This window comes from Candidatus Uabimicrobium helgolandensis, assembly GCF_041508025.1.
In the GTDB taxonomy this organism is placed as follows: Bacteria; Planctomycetota; Uabimicrobiia; order Uabimicrobiales; family Uabimicrobiaceae; genus Uabimicrobium; species Uabimicrobium helgolandensis.
The window spans coordinates 9042078-9061874 of the sequence record NZ_CP165719.1 but is presented as its reverse complement, the minus strand read 5'-3'; the positions used below and the strand labels follow the sequence as shown (position 1 = coordinate 9061874).

Sequence of the window (19797 nt, the reverse complement as noted above, 5' to 3'; positions counted from 1 at the left end):
AAATTACTCACTAAATTTTACAGCATAAACATCACCACTATAGTTTGCAAAAAACACAGAATTGTCCTTTACAAAAGGAGATGATGTCATCGAAGCCCCTGTCGATAGTTTTGTCAACAAATCACCATTGTTGCAATTTACAATATAAAAATTCCCACTAAAATCACCAAAGAAAAGAGCATTGTGCGTCAAAGCAGGTGAAGTCTCTACAATTTTTGGAGTAGCGAAATACCACTTGCGTTTTCCAATAAAACGATCGAAGCAATAAACGCCATTTTCTGTAGCACAATATACCAAGTTATCATTCATTGCTGGTGAAGCGACAATGCGTCCTCCACATTTGTTTTGCCATAACAACTGAAGGTTTTCAATGTTATACGCATAAAAATATCCTGCAAAATCCCCAAAATAAACAATCCCGTCCTTTGAAATTGCAGGGGACATGTAAACCAAATGACGTGCAGGGAAGGTCGTATATAACTGACCATCTTCTATATTAAGTATATGCAAAGCACTTCCAAAGGAACCAAAGCAAATTTTATTTTTATAATAACAAGCGGAAGAAACTATGTCTTGCCGCGCTTGAAAAAACCACTTTTGTTTTTTTGCAATCAAATCAATCGCATAAAACTTCCCTTTGGTATCTCCAACAAATAAATGATTATTTACAATAACAGGTGATGCTTCGATCGGAGCCCCCAATGGTAAACTCCATAAATTCACTCCCGTATGATAATCAATAGCGTAGAGCATTCCATTTGTCCCACAGAGATAAATAACATCACCGAGAATAGCTGGGGTAGAGGAAATCTGCCCCTTCGCCTTAAATTCCCATAAAATCTTAGCACTACGCCTATCCAAACAATACAATTTAGCGTCATAACTTCCAACGAAAACATAAGACTCTGTAACAAGAGGTGACGACCAAACGCGATTTGGCAATCTTTTTTTCCACAGCGTTCTCTGAAAGCGTGGAATCACTTTACTATCAAAAAAACCGGTATTGCTGCTATTGCGAAAAGAAATGTTTCTTTTCGCAACATCACTCTTCTTACGTTTTACAATCCACGTGTGTTCAAGCCATTTATTGCCATTATAAAAAACAAGAAAGCGAATCACATTTTTTCCATAATTTAACGGTATTTCATAAGAGAAATCATCCGTTTTTGAAACAATAACTTGGTCGTTTACCATTATTTTTGAAATATCATACTTCGTATTTTTTGTTCCCCGTAGTACCCACTTTCCAGTCTCAGGTTCTACTACAAATCGAGAATTCTCAATTTTAGGAATTTCAAAGTGTAGCAAATCACTAAACATTATTTTTTGAGATAGTGAAAAATACCAAAAGCATGACAAACAAACTACAAACGTGGTGAGTACGATTGCAACAACGCGCATTGGTATTTTCTTTTCATAGCTAGGTAAAGTAGCATACACCTTTTTACGCTGTTGAAAACGCAACAAATCTTCATGTAATTCTTCTACAGTGGTATAACGATCGCCTTTTTCCTTTTCTAAACACTTTAAACAAATATTTTCTAAAGCAGAGGAAATAGTATTTTTGTAATTTGATAGTTTGATAGGAGGTTTATATAGTATCTTTTCCATTATTGTAACTGTACTATTTCCTGAAAAGGGAAGATGCAGAGTTAATAACTCGTACAAGATAACTCCTAAAGCATAAATATCCGTCCTCGTATCAATCTCACTTGCTTTCCCATCTACTTGTTCAGGAGACATATATAATAACGTTCCCATAATAATACCTGTCTTTGAAAGTTTTTGACTTTCGTTACTAACTTTAGCGAGGCCAAAATCCATAACAATAGGAACATTATTAGTGTCTATAACAATATTTGCAGGCTTCAAATCACGATGAATAACTCCCTGGCTATGCGCATAGTGAATAGCTTCGGTTATTTTTAACATATAGGCAATTATTTGTTTAGTAGAAAGTCTCTTATCGATTAAATCGTGAAGGGTAATGCCATCGACAAAATCCATCGTAAAAAAATATTGTTGATTTTCAATTCCAAAATCATATACGTTGATGATATTAGGATGCTTTAATTGCGCTGTTGTCTTTGCTTCGCGCAAAAAACGTTTTTTCTCTGCCTCTCTTCCTTGAGAAACTAACAATTTCAAAGCTATAACACGCTGCAAGTTAGGATCATATACTTTATAAACGCGTCCCATCCCTCCACGCCCAATTTCCTGTAAAATTTTGTAGCGCCCAAGTGTTGGATTATCAACAAAATTCTGTAAATCTTTTGCTGAAACATAGCCAAGATCAATCATTATATTTGCCAGGGAAATTATTTGTCCAGCCGATTTATGCTGTTGTTGTCTCTGTAAACAAAAAGTAAGTTCATCTGGTGTCAACCACTTCAGTTTCACCGCCGTTTTCCCAAGAATTGCATCATCAAACATTTTAGAATTCCATCCACATAAATAGTTAGGAATATTCTCCTTGTCTTTAATAGTATAGCCATTACTTGTAAATTTTACAAAAAATATCACTTAAACAAGACTCTAACGACCGCGCTATTTTTATGTTATAATTGTAAAAGTGGAGGTATTTTCATTATTTAAAATTCAGGGACACATTTACTTTAAGGACAGAGTTATGAAACAAGTTTTGCAAGTAATTGCTATTTTGATTGCATGTATGGCGATACATGCTGATGAGTGGACTATTCATCCTGATCAAGTTTACAATTTAGATTTCGCACCAACAACATACAATAGTATCAAGTTACAAATACCACTAAAAGCTGTTGATTCTCCTACAAATATTTCAATGGCACGTACCAAGGGAATTATTCACCCTCCAGCTGTCGCTCTAGGTCCAGCAGTTGAAATTACACCGCAAGTAGAACTAAAAAACATAGCCACGCTTCAACTACCTTTTGAAGAAGGGCAACTACCTCTTCGCGATGTAAAAATCAATATTTGGTATAAAGCCGATAAAAATTCGCAACCTGTAGTTTTTCCAACAGAACAATTAAAAATAGACTACAAAAATAAAACTGTTCAACTCGAAATAAAAAACACCGGCACTTACCAAGTGGGGACTTGGCAATCTCTCGCTGAAAATTGGGGACCAGCGAGTTTTAGTTTACAAAGTCCACCACCAGCAAGTTCCTTTACTTTAGGGCAAGATAACGACACAATTACCTTCACTTGGCAAAAAGCAGTAGATCCTAATCGCGACGAAGTCAAGTATAGTATAGTTTTTGCTCAAGACTCAGAAATGTCTATTCCTTTAGCAACTATAGATTGTGGTAATGATAATTTTCACCACGCATCTGTTTCTACCCTGCGAACTTTATTAAAAAACTATTTATATACACCAATTTTTTGGGGTGTTCAAGCTTCTGACCAACACGAAACAACGCTTTCGTTACAAGGTTATCCTATTACATTTGAAGATAACGTTTCTCGCAAAGTACCGCATGTTATTTTTGATTATGAATCGAGTTGGTCTTACAACGATACTCAAAACTTAGATGGTGAAAATTGGCAATCTTCAGAATTCGACGACACTAGTTGGAAAACGAGTACTGGAATGTTTGGGTTTGGCGATTGGCAAAAAAGTTCTCCAACAACAAAGCTCAAAAACAGTAGAACCACTTATTATTTTCGCAAAACAGTTACTCTTGACGAAAAGCCACAAGCAATCACCATGCGCGCAAAATACGACGATGGCTTTATATGCTATGTCAACAATGTCGCGGTCTATCACCAGAATGTAAAAAAAGGGGCAAAATACAACGATAATGCCGCCGAAAGAAACGAGTCTATTGCCAATTTTTTTATAGACGGTGAACACTTTCAAGTAGGTAAAAATACTATAGCAATAGAAGTACATCAAGCAAGTTTTTTAAGCACTGATATTGCCTTTGATGCACGCATGGAAAAAGGGCAAAACGCAATCGCGATTACTTGGGGTCCTTGGCTCACTTTACCACTCGATAACAGTATAACTGTTGTTTGGCAAACAAGCCAGCGCGCACTATCGGAACTTCACTATGGTGCCAGTAAAAACATGGAAAACATAGTAAAAGGAACTTTAAAAAATAATACCCACAAACTCGTCGCAAAAAACCTTATTCCTGGGCAAAGATATTATTATAAAGTTATTTCTGGCTCTGTACACTCAGTAACAAAATCCTTTATTGCGCCTGTTACGAAAGATACCAATATACGCGTTGGGATGTATGGTGACAGCCGTACTTTCCATTCTTTCCATCAAGTCGTTGTTAAAGCTATTGCCAAACATCAACCTCACATGATTATAAACTCTGGCGATATTATCGAAAACGGTAATAAATTGCATGAATGGTACGAACAGTTTCTAACACCTGCTGCTTCCTCTATTGATGAGATTCCCTTCATTGCTTGTCATGGAAATCACGATGGTTCTATAGCCGGAAACATGTGGGATTTTGTTCCGTTGCCAGAAAACGCTCCTTCACAACAAGAAATGTACTACTACAACTTCCGTTATGGTCCAATGACCGTTATGGTAATCGATACCGAGGCTGACTACCAAAAGGGAAGTACTCAGTACAGTTACATAGAACGTGATCTTAAAAAATACCATCGCGATAATTGGCTTGTCGTTGTTTTCCATAGACCAGCCTATTCATCTGGCGTTGGTCATGGTGGTGAAGAAAGCCCAAAAATTGCAGAAGAACTGGTGGTTTTATTAGAACGCTATGGTGCTGACTTCGTATTAAATGGACACGATCACTTTTATGAACGAAGTTTCAAAGAAGGCATCCATTATATTCTTTCTGGAGGTGGAGGTGCGCCTTCTACATTTGGTGGGGTAAGTTTAAATCCTTACAGTGTAACATACGACAATTTTGTATTGTGTTACAATATAATGGATATATCTCCATACAAATGCGAAATGCAGACATTAACTCCTGAAGGAAAAGTACTTGATTCGGTAGTAATAGATGGACGCAAACCACAAATAGATGTCTTGCAACCACACAGTGCTGTCGAACGTATCACCAAGAAAAATGGTAAACGTGGATACTACCTAGACAACGAATCTGATGCTTTTGTTGCTAAAAAAGGACAAGTATTTCGTTTTTACTTCCGCGCAAAAGACCTAGATAACGACGCACGCATTACATTATCTCTTGACAAAGATACCAAAATGGGAAATACTACTACAATAGTAGAAGATCTTTCTGAAGATGCTAATCACTACTATGACTGGCAAGTTCCCGAAGATTTTCCGCAAGGAAAATATTACATACATTCATTAATTGACGACGGGACGAACACAGACGAAGACTACTCCCATTTTTACATTGTTGTAAAATAATCGTCAAGTAAAGCTAAGTGTTTATAAATAAATCGCTTAGCTTTACTACGACAGACGATCCTATAAACTTAATTCATAGCTCTTAGTTCCTGGCTCCCGGCCTCTAACTAAATTTTGAATTTTTGCGCAATCCCATAACTGCGTCCGATTAAACACTGCGTAGTTCATATTTTTGATCGCTAAATTATTACTCGTTACTGGTAGAGGTAAATTATGAAATTTGTGGGCATCATATCCATCTTATTATTATTAAGTTGTACAGAGCAAACCAACCATCCTAGTACTTCCCAAAGTGAGGGTTATCCTTTAGAAATTACAGATGCCCACGAGCGCACGGTTACAGTTTCACGTCCACCACAAAAAATAGTCGTTGCAGGAACCGCTCTTTACGCTCAAATAGTCAACGACTTAAAAGCAGGGCACAAAATTGTAGGTATTGCTCATTCAAAAAATACACCTAAATCTCTTCAAAAAGTAGCATCTGTTGGTAAAGCTTTACAACCAAATCTCGAAAAAATAATATCATTACAACCAGACATTGTTTTTGGCGCAAACAGCATCAGAGGAAAACTACAGCAAATGAATATACCAGTGTTTATTGTTGGCGAACCTCCTCATGGAGTCATTAATTCCATCAAAAGCCTCAATAAGGCAATCTCAAACATTGATCTAATCCTTCACGGTAACACAAATCGTGCAAAAAATTTAATAGCGAAAACTCAAAGTATTATAAAGTCGCACGCACAAAAAAAAACTACAACAAAAATTTCCGTCGCGGTAGTCTATTTTACAACGCAAAGCCCTCCTTATGTTATCGGGAATTCAAGTTTAGAAAGCGAAATTATAGAGAAGGTTGGTGGACAAAATGTGTTTAATATCTCAGGTACTATAAATATAGAAGAACTCATTAAAAAAAACCCGCAAGTTATCTTTACTGATCCTTCACAAATCTCTATTGCCAAACAACTTCTTGGAGCACAAAACTTACAAGCAGTAGAAAATAATAAGCTATACGGAATAAAAGCATCTAGTTGGGTATCGACAAACCTTGCGCAAACATTTATAACTGTATCAACTGCACTTTATGGAAATCAAAAATGAAAGCCACACGTTCACAATTATACTTTAGGTTAGCAACTCTAGTAGAAACAGGCATTTCTATTCCCAAAGCCTTTAAAATTGTTTCAGAAAATTCAAAACAACAAGGCTTTTGCCAGGCCGCAGATCAACTTCAAAAAGACGGAAATTTACAAAAGGCACTTATCGCGACAAAAGCGTTCTCTTCTCTAGAAATAGCTCTAAGTATTGCTGGTGAAAAATCGGGGAGTCTACCAGAGATTTGGCGTTACTTATCAAAGTACCACGAACAAAGATCAAAGCGCATCAAACACTTTGCTTCGAAACTTTATTATCCAATTTTTCTCGTTCACGCTGGAATAGTTATAGGTAACGTACCAATTCTTATATCTGCAAATATGTCAACATATCTATCAAATGTACTTATAAGTCTAATTTCGTTATACGCATTCATCATTACACCTATCGCCGCTTTCTATGTAGCTCGATCTTACAAGCAAAGTCGCCAATATGTAGACCAAATTCTAGCTCATATACCATTTATAAATAACATGCTCATTTATCTCTACACATCATATGCTTTCACAATTATTTATGGCATGTACTACGCTGGAATCAACATAAAGTCGGCCTTTAATCAAGCGCAACATTCTATTTCATTTTTTCCATTGAAAGAAGCTTTGGGGAGAGTAAAAGAAAAAATTGGCCAAGGGTTATCTCTTACTGAGTCTATGAAAAATGAAAAGATATTTCCTGCCGCTGTTTACGAAGCAATTGTTGTAGGAGAAGAGTCTGGCAAACTAGACTCTACATTAAAAAAAATGTGTGAGTTTACTAATGAAATAGCTGCAGATTTAATGGACTGGTTTGTACGCATCACAACAGGAATTATTATTGGTCTTGTTATGCTATGGATTGTTATGCAAATTTTTGCTCTTTTTGGAAATTATACTAGGGCTATAGGTCGCTAAGGAGGTAGTAATGTTTCGTTTATTTGCTTGTAGTTTGTGTGCTTTATTTTGTCTTAGCTGTAGCAAATCACCAATAGTAATTCACGCTGAACCTCAACCAGTAAGCGTCTATGTAGATGGCAAAAAAGTAGGAGAAACACCATGCACTATAGATGCTGAATTTTGGAAAGAATATATCATCGTCGAATTAAAAAAAGAAGGCTATGTTTCACAAAGAAATTTTATTTTGCGTAAGCTTTTAGATGGCAGCGGGGGTATATTTAACATTGGTTGGCCACGAGACGCCAAATTTCGCTTAATGGACCAAGAAGAGCTAGATCGCCGCCGTAGATGGCGCACTATGAAGTAACGTACTCATAATATCTTTATATCTTGTTAAAGATACACAGCAAGACTCTAATTTACCATTCTTTTTAAGAATTGTCCGATATTTGCAAAATAAACTTGAAATGCATATACGGTTTAAATACGATAAGATACTATGTTATTTGCAGTAAACGATTCTTTCAGTAAAGGTAGGAAAATGATTAAACTATATCAATTTTCAAAAACTGTAAACAAACCAGACCCAAGTCCTTTTTGTATCAAGTGCGAAATATTTATGAAAGTTCATGACATTGAGCACGAATGTCGTTTAGGAGATGTACGTAAAGCTCCAAAGCAAAAGTTACCATATATAAAAGACGGTGAAACTCTTGTATGTGACTCTGAAACTATCATTAAATACCTATCAGACAAGCAATCGATAGATATGGACAAAAACCTCTCTGCAGAACAAAAAGCAGTAAGTTATAGTATGTGCAAAATGATGGAAGAGCACTTTTATTTCTTACTAGTTTATGCTCGCTGGATTGATGAAGAAGGGTGGAAAGATACAAAACAAACATTCCAGAAATCTTTGCCAGCGATGTTACGACCTATAATTCCGAAACTTGTACGCGGTGGTTTAAAAAAGACTTTACATGGGCAAGGAACAGGTCGACATTCCCACCAAGAAATTGTTGCTAAAGTCAATGAAGTATTCCAAAACTTGAATGACTTTTTGGGTGAAAAAACATACTTAATGGGCGAAGAGATAACCTCTGTAGACATTAGCGTTTTTGCCTTTATCACTGGAGTAGCGAACTATCCAAGCTTTGCAACACAAGAATTAAAAAAATACAATGCTCTTGCGAATTACGAAAAAAGAATAGCGGAAAAATACTATTCTCAGGGCTCTTAAGTTACTCATAGTCATGAGTTGTGGATTAAAATTTTGAGTTCGCCATCTAAGGATATGTTCGAAAATAATTTACCAAATTTTACATAGAGATTTTATACATCAGCTAGGCATTTAAAATGAGTAAAGTTTTACTCTGTAATTAAAAAATAACGAAGCTACTGAATAAAAGATCATCTAAAATGGTAAATTATTTTCAACCGCCCCTTAGATCCATAAAGTTCAAATTATGTTAGAAATTGAAAGAAAACTTCTCACCAAGATAACCACGCAATCTCTTGCTTCTTGAGCACTAAATTCTTGAGTTACTGCTTCAAATTTGTTATGTTATTTTTTAAATATCAACACATCTTAGTGTAAACCCTACGCGCAATGCACTGTTTTATCTACAGTGAATTTGAATGGAGAAACGTATGGCAAATATTTTTGAATTTGATGGCTATAAACCTGTTATTGATAAAAGTGCTTACATCCATGAGAATGCTTCTATCACTGGTAATGTTATTATTGGTAAAGATGTGTATATTGGGCCGGGGGCAGCTATTCGCGGTGATTGGGGAGAAATTATTATTGAGGATGGTTGTAACGTACAAGAAAACTGTACGATTCATATGTTTCCTGGAGTTACAGTGACACTACACAAAAGTGCTCACATTGGCCACGGAGCGATTATTCACGGAGCTACTATCGGTGAAAATAGTTTGATTGGTATGAATGCTGTTATTATGGATAATGTTATTATTGGCAAGGGTTGCATCATTGGAGCGCTGTGTTTCGTAAAAGCAAGTACTGAAATACCTGATCGCAAACTTGTTGTTGGTAATCCAGCAAGAATTATTAAAGATGTCCCCGATAAAATGTTAGCATGGAAAACAAAAGGAACAGAACTATATCAAGGCTTACCAAAAGAATTGTACTCTTCACTAAAGCCTTGCGAACCTTTACGTGAGATTCCACAAAATCGTCCTCCAATGCAAAATAAATATAAGATATGGGATGAAACAAAATAGATAGTGATACAAATAAATGTAAAGAAAAGTGCATTAGGGCGTGTCAACATTTAAATTTTACGAAAATAGTAAAGTCGATCCTGATTTCGATCCGATCCTGCTCTTGTTCCGAAAATAAAGAGCCTTGTCTGTTTTGTTAAGTTATCTTTACAATTTTTACGGTTTGTTTTGATTACTATTTGCAATAGTCTCTGTTGTAAATGTTAAAAAATCGGGATAGGGATCGAAAGTTCATATTTTTAAAGGCTAAGCTCGATTATTTGGGTTATTTCTCTAAATATCGACACGCCCTATACTAAAAATAAAATTATACCGATGATGCATTTTTTTTATTGCAGTGCAACAAAAAAGTGACATGCTGCCTCTCAAATATTTTATTGTCTTTTTGAGAGTAGATTATAAAATAGATCCAGCAAGTTATCGTTTTTACAATAAGGAATTTAAACTGAGACACACTTTCAATGACCTAACAGTTAGTAAAATTTGTACACAACGAAATGTAGATAAAAAAATATTTAGCGATATATCCGATTTTGGGTATATATTTTGCTATAAGTACTCTCGCTCTATTTATATTGATAATAACTTGGATTAGGAGGGTGGTAGCTGGAAATCCTACCACGGTATGATGAAAGATAAAAAAATTGATAGCAAAGTCTGGCCTACATTGATTACCCTGGGCAATTTATTTTGCGGATTTTTAGCTATCAGTTACATTGCTGATGAAAAAATTTTAGCAGCAGCATGGCTGATATTTCTTGGAATGATTTTTGACATGTTCGATGGTAAAGTTGCGCGTATGACAAACGGAAGTAGCGATTTTGGAGTTCAATTGGATTCTTTAGCCGATATGATTTCTTTTGGCGTTGCACCTGCTTTTCTTATGAAAACTTTTATTGTAACTGAAGATTTTTTGTGGTCGCAAAAAATCGTATGGGGAGTGTGTTTGTTCTTTGTTATTTGCTCTGCTGTACGATTAGCAAAATTTAACGTCGACACAGATGAAAACGACTCACATACATATTTCTACGGACTAGCGACACCAGCAGCTGCAGGTGTTCTTGCTTCATTAGTTTTAGTGGCAAAAACGGTTTCTATTGGTATTTATATTCCAGAGAATACTTATAAAATATCTCTAATGATCACAACTGTATTACTTGGTTTCTTAATGATAAGCCAGGTTCGCTATCTCCACGCAGGCGCCTTTTTGCTAAGAAAACGATCTATATTTATACAAATTATCATCTACGCTTCATTATTAGCTCTAGTGATCTTCTATTTTTCATTGATCACCGTTCTTCTGTGTTCAGGGTTTTTAATTTATACAATATCAGGGGTTGCAAACGAGTTAAAAATTAGAAGCAACGCTAAAGGTGACGATCTCGCGAGAGCATAGCTAGCTAATCAGCATACGTTTGTTTGTTTTACTTGTTGTTTGGCTGTTCATCGGACACCTTATTATGTCCGATGAACAAATATTCAGTTTACATTATTTATTCATGTGTGACCGAGCTAAGCACAAAATTTTGTTTAGTATTTTACCGGTTTGCTCTTTACATTCGTCTGTTGTTCTGCAACCTTCCGCGTTAACTATCATGTGGAAAAATAATCGCGTTTTCTTTTTTCCCATTTTGATAAAAACAAACATCATTTCTAGATGTTCCAAATTATCACCCACCCAAGAGTGTTTTGTTTTTTTTAACAAATACTTATTTACAACCCACATCTCTGTTTTTTTGTTACTCGGAAAAACAACCTCTGAAGTATTAAGCCACCACCCTTTGTTTATTTTTTGATGCTTTTCTTCTAATTTAAACAACTCACCAACAAGCCAGTGAGTATAAACTAGGTGGTATAGAGCAGTCTTTTTATCATTTTTTATATTTATTTTTTTAGAAAAATGACTACTTTCAATTTTTTTGGTATTGTTAATGTAAATTGAGTGCAGCTTCTCATAACCAATATCTAAATCAACGATTCCAGATACACTATTATTTTTTAAAGTTTTTTTTGTTACTAGTTCTGGAGATTCGAAAATATAAAGTTTAGTTGTTTTTGAAAAGATAAAAGTGGTTGCAATAAAAAATATAAAGAAAAATCTCATTCATTCACCTAGAATTAAGTGGTCTAAAAAATATCCAAATAAAATTGAACGAAGCGACCAACAAAACTAGATAGTCGCTCGTTAAAGCGCGTTGACATTTGTATTTTTTATAGTTTAGCTTTTTTCAGGAGCACAACTTTACATCTCAAAATATCTCATATTACATAAAAACCTAAACATCGACGTGCCCTACTTACTTTAGACGATAAAAAAATAGAATTTTTTAAAAAAATTTTATTTTTTCCCCAAAAACTCTGTTAACGTACACTTATTATAATAGAGCGTGTTCACTAAATTATAAAGAAGATAAATATCAACACGCCTTAAACAATGTCCTAACATTTTTTTAAATGGAGATACTATGAAATACTTTATAATTTTACTTACTATATCAACGATTTGCTATTCACAAAATCAACGTATTGATCGTTTTTTTGAAATAAATGACTCTAATGGTGATGGTAAAGTAACATCAGAAGAACTAAACGACACAAATGCTTTTGACATTCTTGATAAAAATGGCGATGGCATTATTACGCGTAATGAGCTTGATCCAAATGCTCCTGCTTCTGAAGTTCCGAAAGAAAAAGAAAAAAAGAATAAAAAAAGAAAAATACTTAACCAATTCGACACAAACTCTGATGGAAAAATATCTAAAGAAGAATGGCCAGGGAATAAGAGAGCTTTTGATAATTTAGATGCGAATAACGATGGATTTTTAGTAAAAGATGAATTACCAAACAGAAAAGCACTTAAACAAATGCAAAAAAATCCACAAAGACAAAATTTAGCGCAACGTTTAGACCAAAATGGTGATGGGAGTATTTCGGAGCAAGAATGGCGTGGTCCACAAAGAATATTTGATCATCTAGACAAAGATGGCAATAAATCGCTATCAGCTGATGAACTTCCCAAAGGAAAAAATCAACGTCAGAATAAAGGTAAGCATCAAAGAGGGCTCAAGATGCTAAAACAGATGGATAAAAATCAGGATAAAAGAATATCAAAAGACGAATGGACAAAGAACGCTAAAGCATTTGAACGTATGGATAAAAATAAAGACGGCTTCTTAGACAAAGAAGATTTAGATAAGGGAAAAAACCCACATCGAAAACTACAAAAACTTCTTAAGCGAATGGATAAGAATCAAGATGAAAAAATAGATGCAAGTGAATGGATGGGCAACATTGAGAAATTTCGTAAGTTAGATATTGATGGCAATGGTTTTTTAACAAAAGAAGAAATACAAAAGCAAGCAAAAAAAATGCAACAAGGTGGTCAAAAAGGTTTTCGTGATAAAATGCGCAATCGTCTTAAAATGCTAGACAGTGATGGCGATGGAAAAATTTCTCAAGACGAGTGGCCAGGAAAACTAGAACGTTTCCAAAAAATGGATCGCAATGGAGATGGTTTCATCAGTAAAGAAGACCGAGATCAAAAATAACGATAAAAGATATAAACACTTGTGGCAAACAAAAAGACTAAACCAATAGTGCTTAAACATCCTCTTTGGCGTTCAAAGGAATTTAGTTGATATTGAGATTTCAAAAGTTGTTTGTCACTTGTAAAAGGAGTAAATGTACACCCAATTATTTTTGCTAGAATTGTTCCGTATTGATGAATGAGTTCTAGACTATCATTATCGTGTATTCTTTTTGCTGAGGTATGGTTATTTTTAGTGTATACGATCACTAGATAATTTCGAAATCCTTCATTTTCCGAATGTGCAACGATATGACTAATCATATCAAACGAAGTCACTGGCATTTGCTTTTCGCCGAAAAAAAATACATTGTTGAAGTAAGTGACTTGGCGTAAAGAAGGATCTATAACAAAATAGCTGTGGTAAGTTAGTAATATCCATATAGTATAAATTACAAATGCTGTGCTAGTATAACGCGCGGCAACAGGGAATTGTTGTTGTACACTGATACCAAGAAAAATGCTACCAATGATAAATAGAAAACTCCAAATCATCTGCATTTCTGCTAGTGGTGCGGTTTGGATCTTGTGCTCAATAACACAATTATCAGGTAAAAAATCAAGATGTACAATTTGTTGCATAATATTTAATTTACCCACACGATTTTGTTTTGCTCTGACACGATTTTGTTTTGCTCTGACACGATTTTGTTTTGCTCTGACATGATTTTGTTTTGCTCTGACACGATTTTGTTTTGCTCTGACACGATTTTGTTTTGCTCTGACACGATTTTGTTTTGCTCTGACACGATTTTGTTTTGCTCTGACACGATTTTGTTTTGCTCTGACACGATTTTGTTTTGCTCTGACACGATTTTGTTTTGCTCTGACACAATTTCAACTGCCGAAAAATATCACCTCATAATTTCACAAAAGAAATATTATCTTTTGCGATCCTCTGCTTGCTTTATAAGACCTCCTCTCCCTATAGGAAAGAAGGTCTTGTAAAAAATAAAATGGTTACGAGTCACAAGTTTAGTTTCGTCTTTTAACAAAATCTATTTAAAACTCGTCATTTTAAGCAGTAAGTTTAACGATTCTACCGAAAGTAAGTTTTAAAACTTATCTTTAGCAAATAAAGTTTGTCCATATTGGCCGCGATAAGAGCGATCTACTTTTTTGAAATTATCCTTCGCAACTTCTAGTTTACTCCGATCAGAGCTACTCAATCTTCCTTGTTTATCTAACTTTATCCATTTTCGTAGTTCCAACATAGCGGGCAGATAATTTTCTTTATATTTACTTTCTGCTTCTTTTTCAATTAAATTTAGTTGTTCCAGTAAGTTTTGAGCCTTATTACCTTTTTGTTTATAAATTCTATAATTTTTCCAGCTTTCCTTATACATTCGATAATAAAAACAATATGTTGCTGCAAGTAAATAATCTTGACTGTTATAAGTCCACTGGTTTTTGATTAAATTGTAATAAGTCCATTTCGGGCTTAATTTTTTCAAGTCGAGTTTTTTTCCTATGAAGCTTTTACTATACTGATAAGGAACTAAGGTAGATATTCGATCTTTATTCCATGACTTAATTAAAATGTGCGACATTTTGAATTTGGGCAATATTTTGCGCAAATCTTTGTCCTCTTTATCGGAAAGGTCTCGCCTTGAATTATTGTGCTGTTTGCTTTTTAATTTTTCGTTTACTCGTGCAACAAGAGACTCAAGAAGTTTCATATCTTCCATACGAGATTTGAGAGTTGCTTGCCCTTTTTCATTTTTTATTTTCTTTGCTACAGAAGTAAAGAGTTTTCTACTTTCTGAATATTTGTAACTAAGTAACAAATCATATGCTTTCTTTTGCTCTTTTAAAGAAAGTAGCATTAAATTTTTGCGGGACTCGAGAAGTTTTTCTTGGGCTTTTTTAATTTTTAAAGCAAGGGCATTGTAAATTTGCGTCGATTCAATTGTGCCAAATGCTCTGATTTCTTTCATTATCTCGAATGCTTCTGGATATTTTTTTTGTTCAATTAATTCAGAGGCAGCTGTATTTTTCGTTACAAGCTCTTGTTGTCGCAACTCGTTTATTTTTTTTCGTTTGTCTTTTATTTGAATGTTGATTTCGTCAAATCCAACAAAATTCAGCTCTATTTCATTTAATTTTTTCCACGCCTCTTGGTATTGATTGGTGTTTATTAAGTTGTCTATTTCTTTTTCATGTTCAAGAAAAACAATAGCCATTTCTTGCTTTTTTTCAAACTGTTCCCTTGTTTTGCGCAAACGTATAATTTGCGTTTTGGCATCTTTGATAAACTCCAAATTGTTTTTAGAATTCAGGTCTACAACTTTTTGATAATGAGCGATAATTTTATCGTATTCAAAAGGATTTTTTTCTTCATACTGTATTGCATCTTGTAGCAATCGATAGATTTTTTGCTCTTCTTTTTCTTGAGAACCTCGCACTATTTTTCTTAGAAGATCCTGCGCTTTTTCAGCATAAATAGTATTACTATAAGTTGTTTCAATATCGCGTAAGAGTGAGAGTACATCTTCACTTCCTCCTTGAATTTCATACTGTTCTAACGCGGTTTCAAACGATTGTTTAGCAAATGGATCATCTTTTTTTACAGTATTTTCCGTATCGTCTATTATTACATTGTTATCAGGTTTTTTTCCTCCAACAAAAAAATAATAACCCGCACAAAAAATTAGTGTCGGAACTATCACTGGTAATATATTGTGCAAAATTTTTAAAATGGCATTTTTCGTTGGATTTCCGCTAAATTTTTCTTCTGCTTTTTTGACATTACGAATGCGCGAAGGTCTGCGAAGAGGTCTATTTTTTTTGCCCCGTTCAAAGTCTTTTATAATCTCCGTATTACTGGCATAACGATCTTCTGGATTTTTTGCCATCATTTTTTCAATAATTGTTTCAATGTACTCTGGAAGATCGGCATTTAACTCGCGAATAGGTATTGGTGTATCATGAATATGCTTCTGAATAATTTCTTTGCTACTGCGCCCTTTAAAAGGCGTTGTTCCTGTTAATATACGATAGAAACTAGCTCCACAAGAATATATATCGGAACGATGATCTACAACGCCTCCTGTGATTCTTTCAGGAGCAAAATAGTGCGGTGTACCATATAACTGCTCTTTTTCTTTTTTGTCGTCGTTAAGTGACTGTGCAAGCCCTAAATCACCTATTTTTACAATATTTTCTTCTGCCAACATTAAGTTTTCGGGTTTAATGTCGCAATGAATAATCTGCTTTTTCTCTGCAAATTCAAGGCCACTAAGTGTATCTTTAAAGTAAGGTAATGCTTTTTCTAATGGTAGTTTACGCCCTCCGCTTATTAAATCTTGAATAGAACCACCAGGAGCATATTCCATAGAAAAGAAATACTTATTACCATTTTGTGACACATCATATACTTGTATTATATTTGGATGATTGAGTTTTGCACTAGAACGAGCTTCTTCAATAAATTTGTTAATAAAAACTTCATCTTTTGTAAACTTCGAAGATAAAATTTTTAGCGCTACATCACGGTCAAGAGATATCTGCTGTGCTCGATAAACACGCCCCATCCCACCTTTACCAAGAAGTTCATTGATTAAATAACCAGATAATTCTTTGCCAATTAAAGGATCGCTTCCTGCTTCAGGTTGTGTATCCAACCATGAGAAAATAGTTTCGCCTATTTGGATACAGCTTCCTATTTCAAGAGAGGTAGGACTATCAATTGATTCTCCGTTTACAATAGTTCCATTACGACTTCCTAGATCCTCGATTACAAATTTTTCTTCTACTTTGTAAATTTTAAAATGATTGCGCGAAATAGCAGTATCATTAATTTTCAAATCGGTTTTATCGCCCCGTCCAATTACAATCGCAGAAGATTTCCATTCTATATTTTTATTTTTATCTGACCCTTTTTCTACAAATAATACTGGCATGTCTAATTCCTATTTAAATATAGCAGATCCGACTCGTACAAGTGTTGCTCCTTCTTCAATCGCGACGTTAAAGTCGCGGCTCATTCCCATAGATAACTCTAATTTTTCCTGCTTGATATACCCTTTATCACGCAACTTCTCTCCGAGAATTCGCGTTTTGCGAAAATATTTACGGCAAGTATCCATGTCATCAGTAAAAGGAGCCATTGTCATTAGACCACAAATTTTGATGTTATCTAAAGTTGATATTTCTAATATTTTATCTTGCAACTGTTTCTCATAAAAACCGTGTTTGCTGTCCTCTTTGCTTATGTTTACTTGGAGTAAAATTTTTGTTGTGTTTATGCTACACTCTGAAATTTTTTTGGCAAGTTTAATACTATCAACAGAATGTATCATGTCAAAAATAGGCAACACTAGTTTCGTTTTGTTTGTTTGTAAATGACCAATCATATGCCATGTTAATTTGGCTGTACTAAGAACTCTATATTTATCTTGCGCGCTTTGTACTCTGTTTTCTCCTATATTTCGTATTCCTAACTCTAATAGAAGTTTTATTGTGTTAACGCAAACAGTTTTCGTTACTGCGACTAATGTTACTTCATCAGATCTATTTACTTTACTACGCGCTTCCTCTATTTGATCTTGGATACGAGAAATATTACAACGAAGTCTTTCTAGAGTTAATATGTCATTCATAATAAAAATTCCCAAATACATACCCTATGTTTACTGAGAAGTATGAGTTTTATTATTCGTCCTAGTTGCATTCTCATATTATATATTACTTGTTTATATTTATCAATGATATGTAGAACTTGTTATAATATCAAAAATTTGATAACAGGCCCTAAGGCTACTATTTTGATTTTAGGAACTTAAATGAAAAAATATCCACCTGCTTATTACTCAGATTATCTAGGGTTAGATAAATTACTTAGTTCTCAAGAACTCTTGAGTGAAAAATACGGTTATCCTGCTCACGATGAAATGCTATTTGTTATAGTTCATCAAGCATATGAACTATGGTTTAGACAAATTATTCACGAATTAGATTCTATTATTAATATGTTTAAACACGATTACATCGATGAAGTGAACATTGGGATTACGGTGTCGCGGCTCGCACGAGTCACAGAGATTCAAAAGCTTTTAATCGAACAACTACGAATCTTAGAAACAATGACCTCTCTCGACTTTCTTGACTTTAGAAATTTTATTACACCAGCCTCTGGATTTCAAAGTGTACAGTTTCGTTTGATCGAAAACAAATTAGGATTACACCCACAGCAACGAGCAATGTTAAATAAAAAAGGATATCGTTCGCATTTTGCAGAAGAACATCAAAAAATGCTGCAGGAATCGGAAGAACAAAGTTCTTTGTTTGAATTAGTCGAAAAATGGCTAGAAAGAACACCTTTTTTAGAGTCGGAAGGGTTTAATTTTTGGGAGAGTTACAAAGAAGCTGTCATTACAATGTTAGACGAAGATAAGCAAACAATTATCGACAACCCAATTATTTCAGAAGAAAAACGCCAAAAGGAACTAAAAGCTCACGAAGATACACGAGAAAACTTTCGAGCAATATTTGACCAAGAAAAGCACGACGAACTTGTCAAAAAAAATCTACGTCGTTTATCATTCCGTGCAACCCATGCAGCACTTTTTATTCATTTGTACCGCGACCAGCCTATTTTACAACAACCGTTTAAATTCTTAACACTCCTAGTCGATATCGATGAACTAATGACCGCTTGGCGCTATCGTCATGCGCTTATGGTACTACGCATGATCGGAACGAAAATAGGCACAGGAGGAACTTCTGGGCATGATTATTTAAAAATGACTGTTGAAAAAAGTAAAGTATACCAAGATCTATTTAATATGGCGACTTTCTTTATACCAAGATCTACTTTGCCACCTCTTCCTGATGAGATAAAGGAAAAACTGGGCTTTTTTTATACAGCTCAACATTGAGGAATGTGTTATGTATAAAAGCGGATTGTTATTAATCATTTTTATTCTTTCTGGCTGTGCACATAATTATTACAATGCTGGAGGTAATCTCGGAGATATACCACAATCGGATTGTAATATAAATCTTCTGCTATTTGGCGCTAGATGGGGCAATGGCACAAGAGTAATTGCTGAAGATGGAAGTACATCTTTGCGCGGAAGAACAAGCATATGGTCTCCTCTTTTTGATTATGAAAATTTTGACAATAACACAAAATTGAAATTACTAGGACCTGCGCTACCCAATCTTTTTGGTTATCTAAATGTAGATGGTCAAAAAGGTATAGTAACACCTCTTTACTCGCAACACAGTGGCCACTTAAATTCATGGTGCATTGGTCCTATTTTCTTTCCCATTTTTCGTATGGATTATGCCGATGACGGCTACCAAAGCTACACAGTACTTGGTCTTATCCAATTTGGTTCTTTTGGCGTATCTCTTCCTTTTCTTCACGCAGGAACTTCTCCCCGTCCTTTATATGTTGAAGGACACCACGATCAACATAAACGCGGACAAATTTTAGAAGTTTGGGAAGGACGATGGGCAGCTGGTTATTGATAGTTGTTCTAACTTGAAGCAAAATATATTGGTCTGCGATACTTTTATATCGGCTATTTTCACAGGAAATATTTTTCTGTGAAAATATAGCTGATGTACAAACAAAAATA

At 34.7% G+C, this 19797-nt stretch carries 16 protein-coding genes; 10 read left to right on the top strand and 6 right to left on the bottom strand.

The features are described from left to right. Positions 1–3: 3 nt before the first annotated feature. A complete protein-coding gene (locus UABHE_RS33505; protein ID WP_372367844.1) occupies positions 4–2433 on the bottom strand; it encodes a PQQ-binding-like beta-propeller repeat protein in 2430 nt (809 codons plus the stop codon). Positions 2434–2629: 196 nt separating this feature from the next. Between UABHE_RS33505 and UABHE_RS33500 the strand changes: the two genes are divergently transcribed. From UABHE_RS33500 to pssA, 7 genes are all read left to right on the top strand, one after another. Beyond that, positions 2630–5347: a metallophosphoesterase gene (locus UABHE_RS33500; protein ID WP_372367843.1), complete on the top strand. Its 2718-nt coding sequence runs from the start codon at positions 2630–2632 to the stop codon at positions 5345–5347. Positions 5348–5560: 213 nt separating this feature from the next. Beyond that, a complete protein-coding gene (locus tag UABHE_RS33495; RefSeq protein WP_372367842.1) occupies positions 5561–6448 on the top strand; it encodes an ABC transporter substrate-binding protein in 888 nt (295 codons plus the stop codon). Next, a complete protein-coding gene (locus UABHE_RS33490) occupies positions 6445–7395 on the top strand; it encodes a type II secretion system F family protein (protein WP_372367841.1) in 951 nt (316 codons plus the stop codon). The genes UABHE_RS33495 and UABHE_RS33490 overlap by 4 nt, the downstream gene beginning before the upstream one ends. 10 nt (positions 7396–7405) lie before the next feature. Next, positions 7406–7744, top strand: a complete 339-nt coding sequence (locus UABHE_RS33485; protein WP_372367840.1) for a PEGA domain-containing protein — start codon at positions 7406–7408, stop codon at positions 7742–7744. A 174-nt stretch (positions 7745–7918) separates the two neighbouring features. After that, on the top strand, positions 7919–8617 hold the full coding sequence (locus tag UABHE_RS33480) for a glutathione S-transferase family protein (protein ID WP_372367839.1): 699 nt from the start codon (positions 7919–7921) through the stop codon (positions 8615–8617). A gap of 410 nt (positions 8618–9027) precedes the next feature. Further along, positions 9028–9624: a transferase hexapeptide repeat family protein gene (locus UABHE_RS33475; protein ID WP_372367838.1), complete on the top strand. Its 597-nt coding sequence runs from the start codon at positions 9028–9030 to the stop codon at positions 9622–9624. Positions 9625–10249: 625 nt separating this feature from the next. Beyond that, on the top strand, positions 10250–11020 hold the full coding sequence (gene pssA, locus UABHE_RS33470) for a CDP-diacylglycerol--serine O-phosphatidyltransferase (protein ID WP_372367837.1): 771 nt from the start codon (positions 10250–10252) through the stop codon (positions 11018–11020). Between the two features lie 93 nt (positions 11021–11113). On the opposite strand, the gene UABHE_RS33465 is transcribed toward pssA, so the two are convergent. Then, positions 11114–11728: a hypothetical protein gene (locus UABHE_RS33465; protein WP_372367836.1), complete on the bottom strand. Its 615-nt coding sequence runs from the start codon at positions 11726–11728 to the stop codon at positions 11114–11116. 361 nt (positions 11729–12089) lie between these two features. On the opposite strand from UABHE_RS33465, the gene UABHE_RS33460 reads away from it, so the two are divergent. Next, on the top strand, positions 12090–13172 hold the full coding sequence (locus tag UABHE_RS33460; protein WP_372367835.1) for an EF-hand domain-containing protein: 1083 nt from the start codon (positions 12090–12092) through the stop codon (positions 13170–13172). Here the strand turns inward: UABHE_RS33460 and UABHE_RS33455 are convergent. From UABHE_RS33455 to UABHE_RS33440, 4 genes are all read right to left on the bottom strand, one after another. Then, complete coding sequence (locus tag UABHE_RS33455) at positions 13163–13792, bottom strand: hypothetical protein (protein ID WP_372367834.1); 630 nt, start codon at positions 13790–13792, stop codon at positions 13163–13165. The genes UABHE_RS33460 and UABHE_RS33455 overlap by 10 nt on opposite strands. 5 nt (positions 13793–13797) lie before the next feature. After that, positions 13798–14043, bottom strand: a complete 246-nt coding sequence (locus UABHE_RS33450; protein WP_372367833.1) for a hypothetical protein — start codon at positions 14041–14043, stop codon at positions 13798–13800. Between the two features lie 222 nt (positions 14044–14265). After that, positions 14266–17112 carry a protein kinase gene (locus UABHE_RS33445; protein WP_372367832.1) on the bottom strand — a complete coding sequence of 949 codons (2847 nt, stop codon included), beginning with the start codon at positions 17110–17112 and terminating at the stop codon, positions 14266–14268. A 9-nt stretch (positions 17113–17121) separates the two neighbouring features. Further along, positions 17122–17811, bottom strand: a complete 690-nt coding sequence (locus tag UABHE_RS33440; RefSeq protein ID WP_372367831.1) for a YggS family pyridoxal phosphate-dependent enzyme — start codon at positions 17809–17811, stop codon at positions 17122–17124. Between the two features lie 183 nt (positions 17812–17994). Between UABHE_RS33440 and UABHE_RS33435 the strand changes: the two genes are divergently transcribed. After that, positions 17995–19089, top strand: a complete 1095-nt coding sequence (locus tag UABHE_RS33435) for a tryptophan 2,3-dioxygenase family protein (RefSeq protein WP_372367830.1) — start codon at positions 17995–17997, stop codon at positions 19087–19089. 10 nt (positions 19090–19099) lie between these two features. Further along, positions 19100–19687, top strand: coding sequence for a hypothetical protein (locus UABHE_RS33430; protein ID WP_372367829.1), 588 nt, complete (start codon positions 19100–19102; stop codon positions 19685–19687). Positions 19688–19797: the final 110 nt, after the last annotated feature.

Coding starts and splice junctions, on each gene's coding strand:
- pssA (WP_372367837.1), top strand. CDS start 10,250: ATGATGAAAGATAAAAAAATTGATAGCAAAGTCTGGCCTACATTGATT.
- UABHE_RS33495 (WP_372367842.1), top strand. CDS start 5,561: ATGAAATTTGTGGGCATCATATCCATCTTATTATTATTAAGTTGTACA.
- UABHE_RS33455 (WP_372367834.1), bottom strand. CDS start 13,792: ATGCAACAAATTGTACATCTTGATTTTTTACCTGATAATTGTGTTATT.
- UABHE_RS33490 (WP_372367841.1), top strand. CDS start 6,445: ATGAAAGCCACACGTTCACAATTATACTTTAGGTTAGCAACTCTAGTA.
- UABHE_RS33435 (WP_372367830.1), top strand. CDS start 17,995: ATGAAAAAATATCCACCTGCTTATTACTCAGATTATCTAGGGTTAGAT.
- UABHE_RS33480 (WP_372367839.1), top strand. CDS start 7,919: ATGATTAAACTATATCAATTTTCAAAAACTGTAAACAAACCAGACCCA.
- UABHE_RS33440 (WP_372367831.1), bottom strand. CDS start 17,811: ATGAATGACATATTAACTCTAGAAAGACTTCGTTGTAATATTTCTCGT.
- UABHE_RS33500 (WP_372367843.1), top strand. CDS start 2,630: ATGAAACAAGTTTTGCAAGTAATTGCTATTTTGATTGCATGTATGGCG.
- UABHE_RS33485 (WP_372367840.1), top strand. CDS start 7,406: ATGTTTCGTTTATTTGCTTGTAGTTTGTGTGCTTTATTTTGTCTTAGC.
- UABHE_RS33460 (WP_372367835.1), top strand. CDS start 12,090: ATGAAATACTTTATAATTTTACTTACTATATCAACGATTTGCTATTCA.
- UABHE_RS33430 (WP_372367829.1), top strand. CDS start 19,100: ATGTATAAAAGCGGATTGTTATTAATCATTTTTATTCTTTCTGGCTGT.
- UABHE_RS33475 (WP_372367838.1), top strand. CDS start 9,028: ATGGCAAATATTTTTGAATTTGATGGCTATAAACCTGTTATTGATAAA.
- UABHE_RS33445 (WP_372367832.1), bottom strand. CDS start 17,112: ATGCCAGTATTATTTGTAGAAAAAGGGTCAGATAAAAATAAAAATATA.
- UABHE_RS33465 (WP_372367836.1), bottom strand. CDS start 11,728: ATGAGATTTTTCTTTATATTTTTTATTGCAACCACTTTTATCTTTTCA.
- UABHE_RS33505 (WP_372367844.1), bottom strand. CDS start 2,433: ATGTTTGATGATGCAATTCTTGGGAAAACGGCGGTGAAACTGAAGTGG.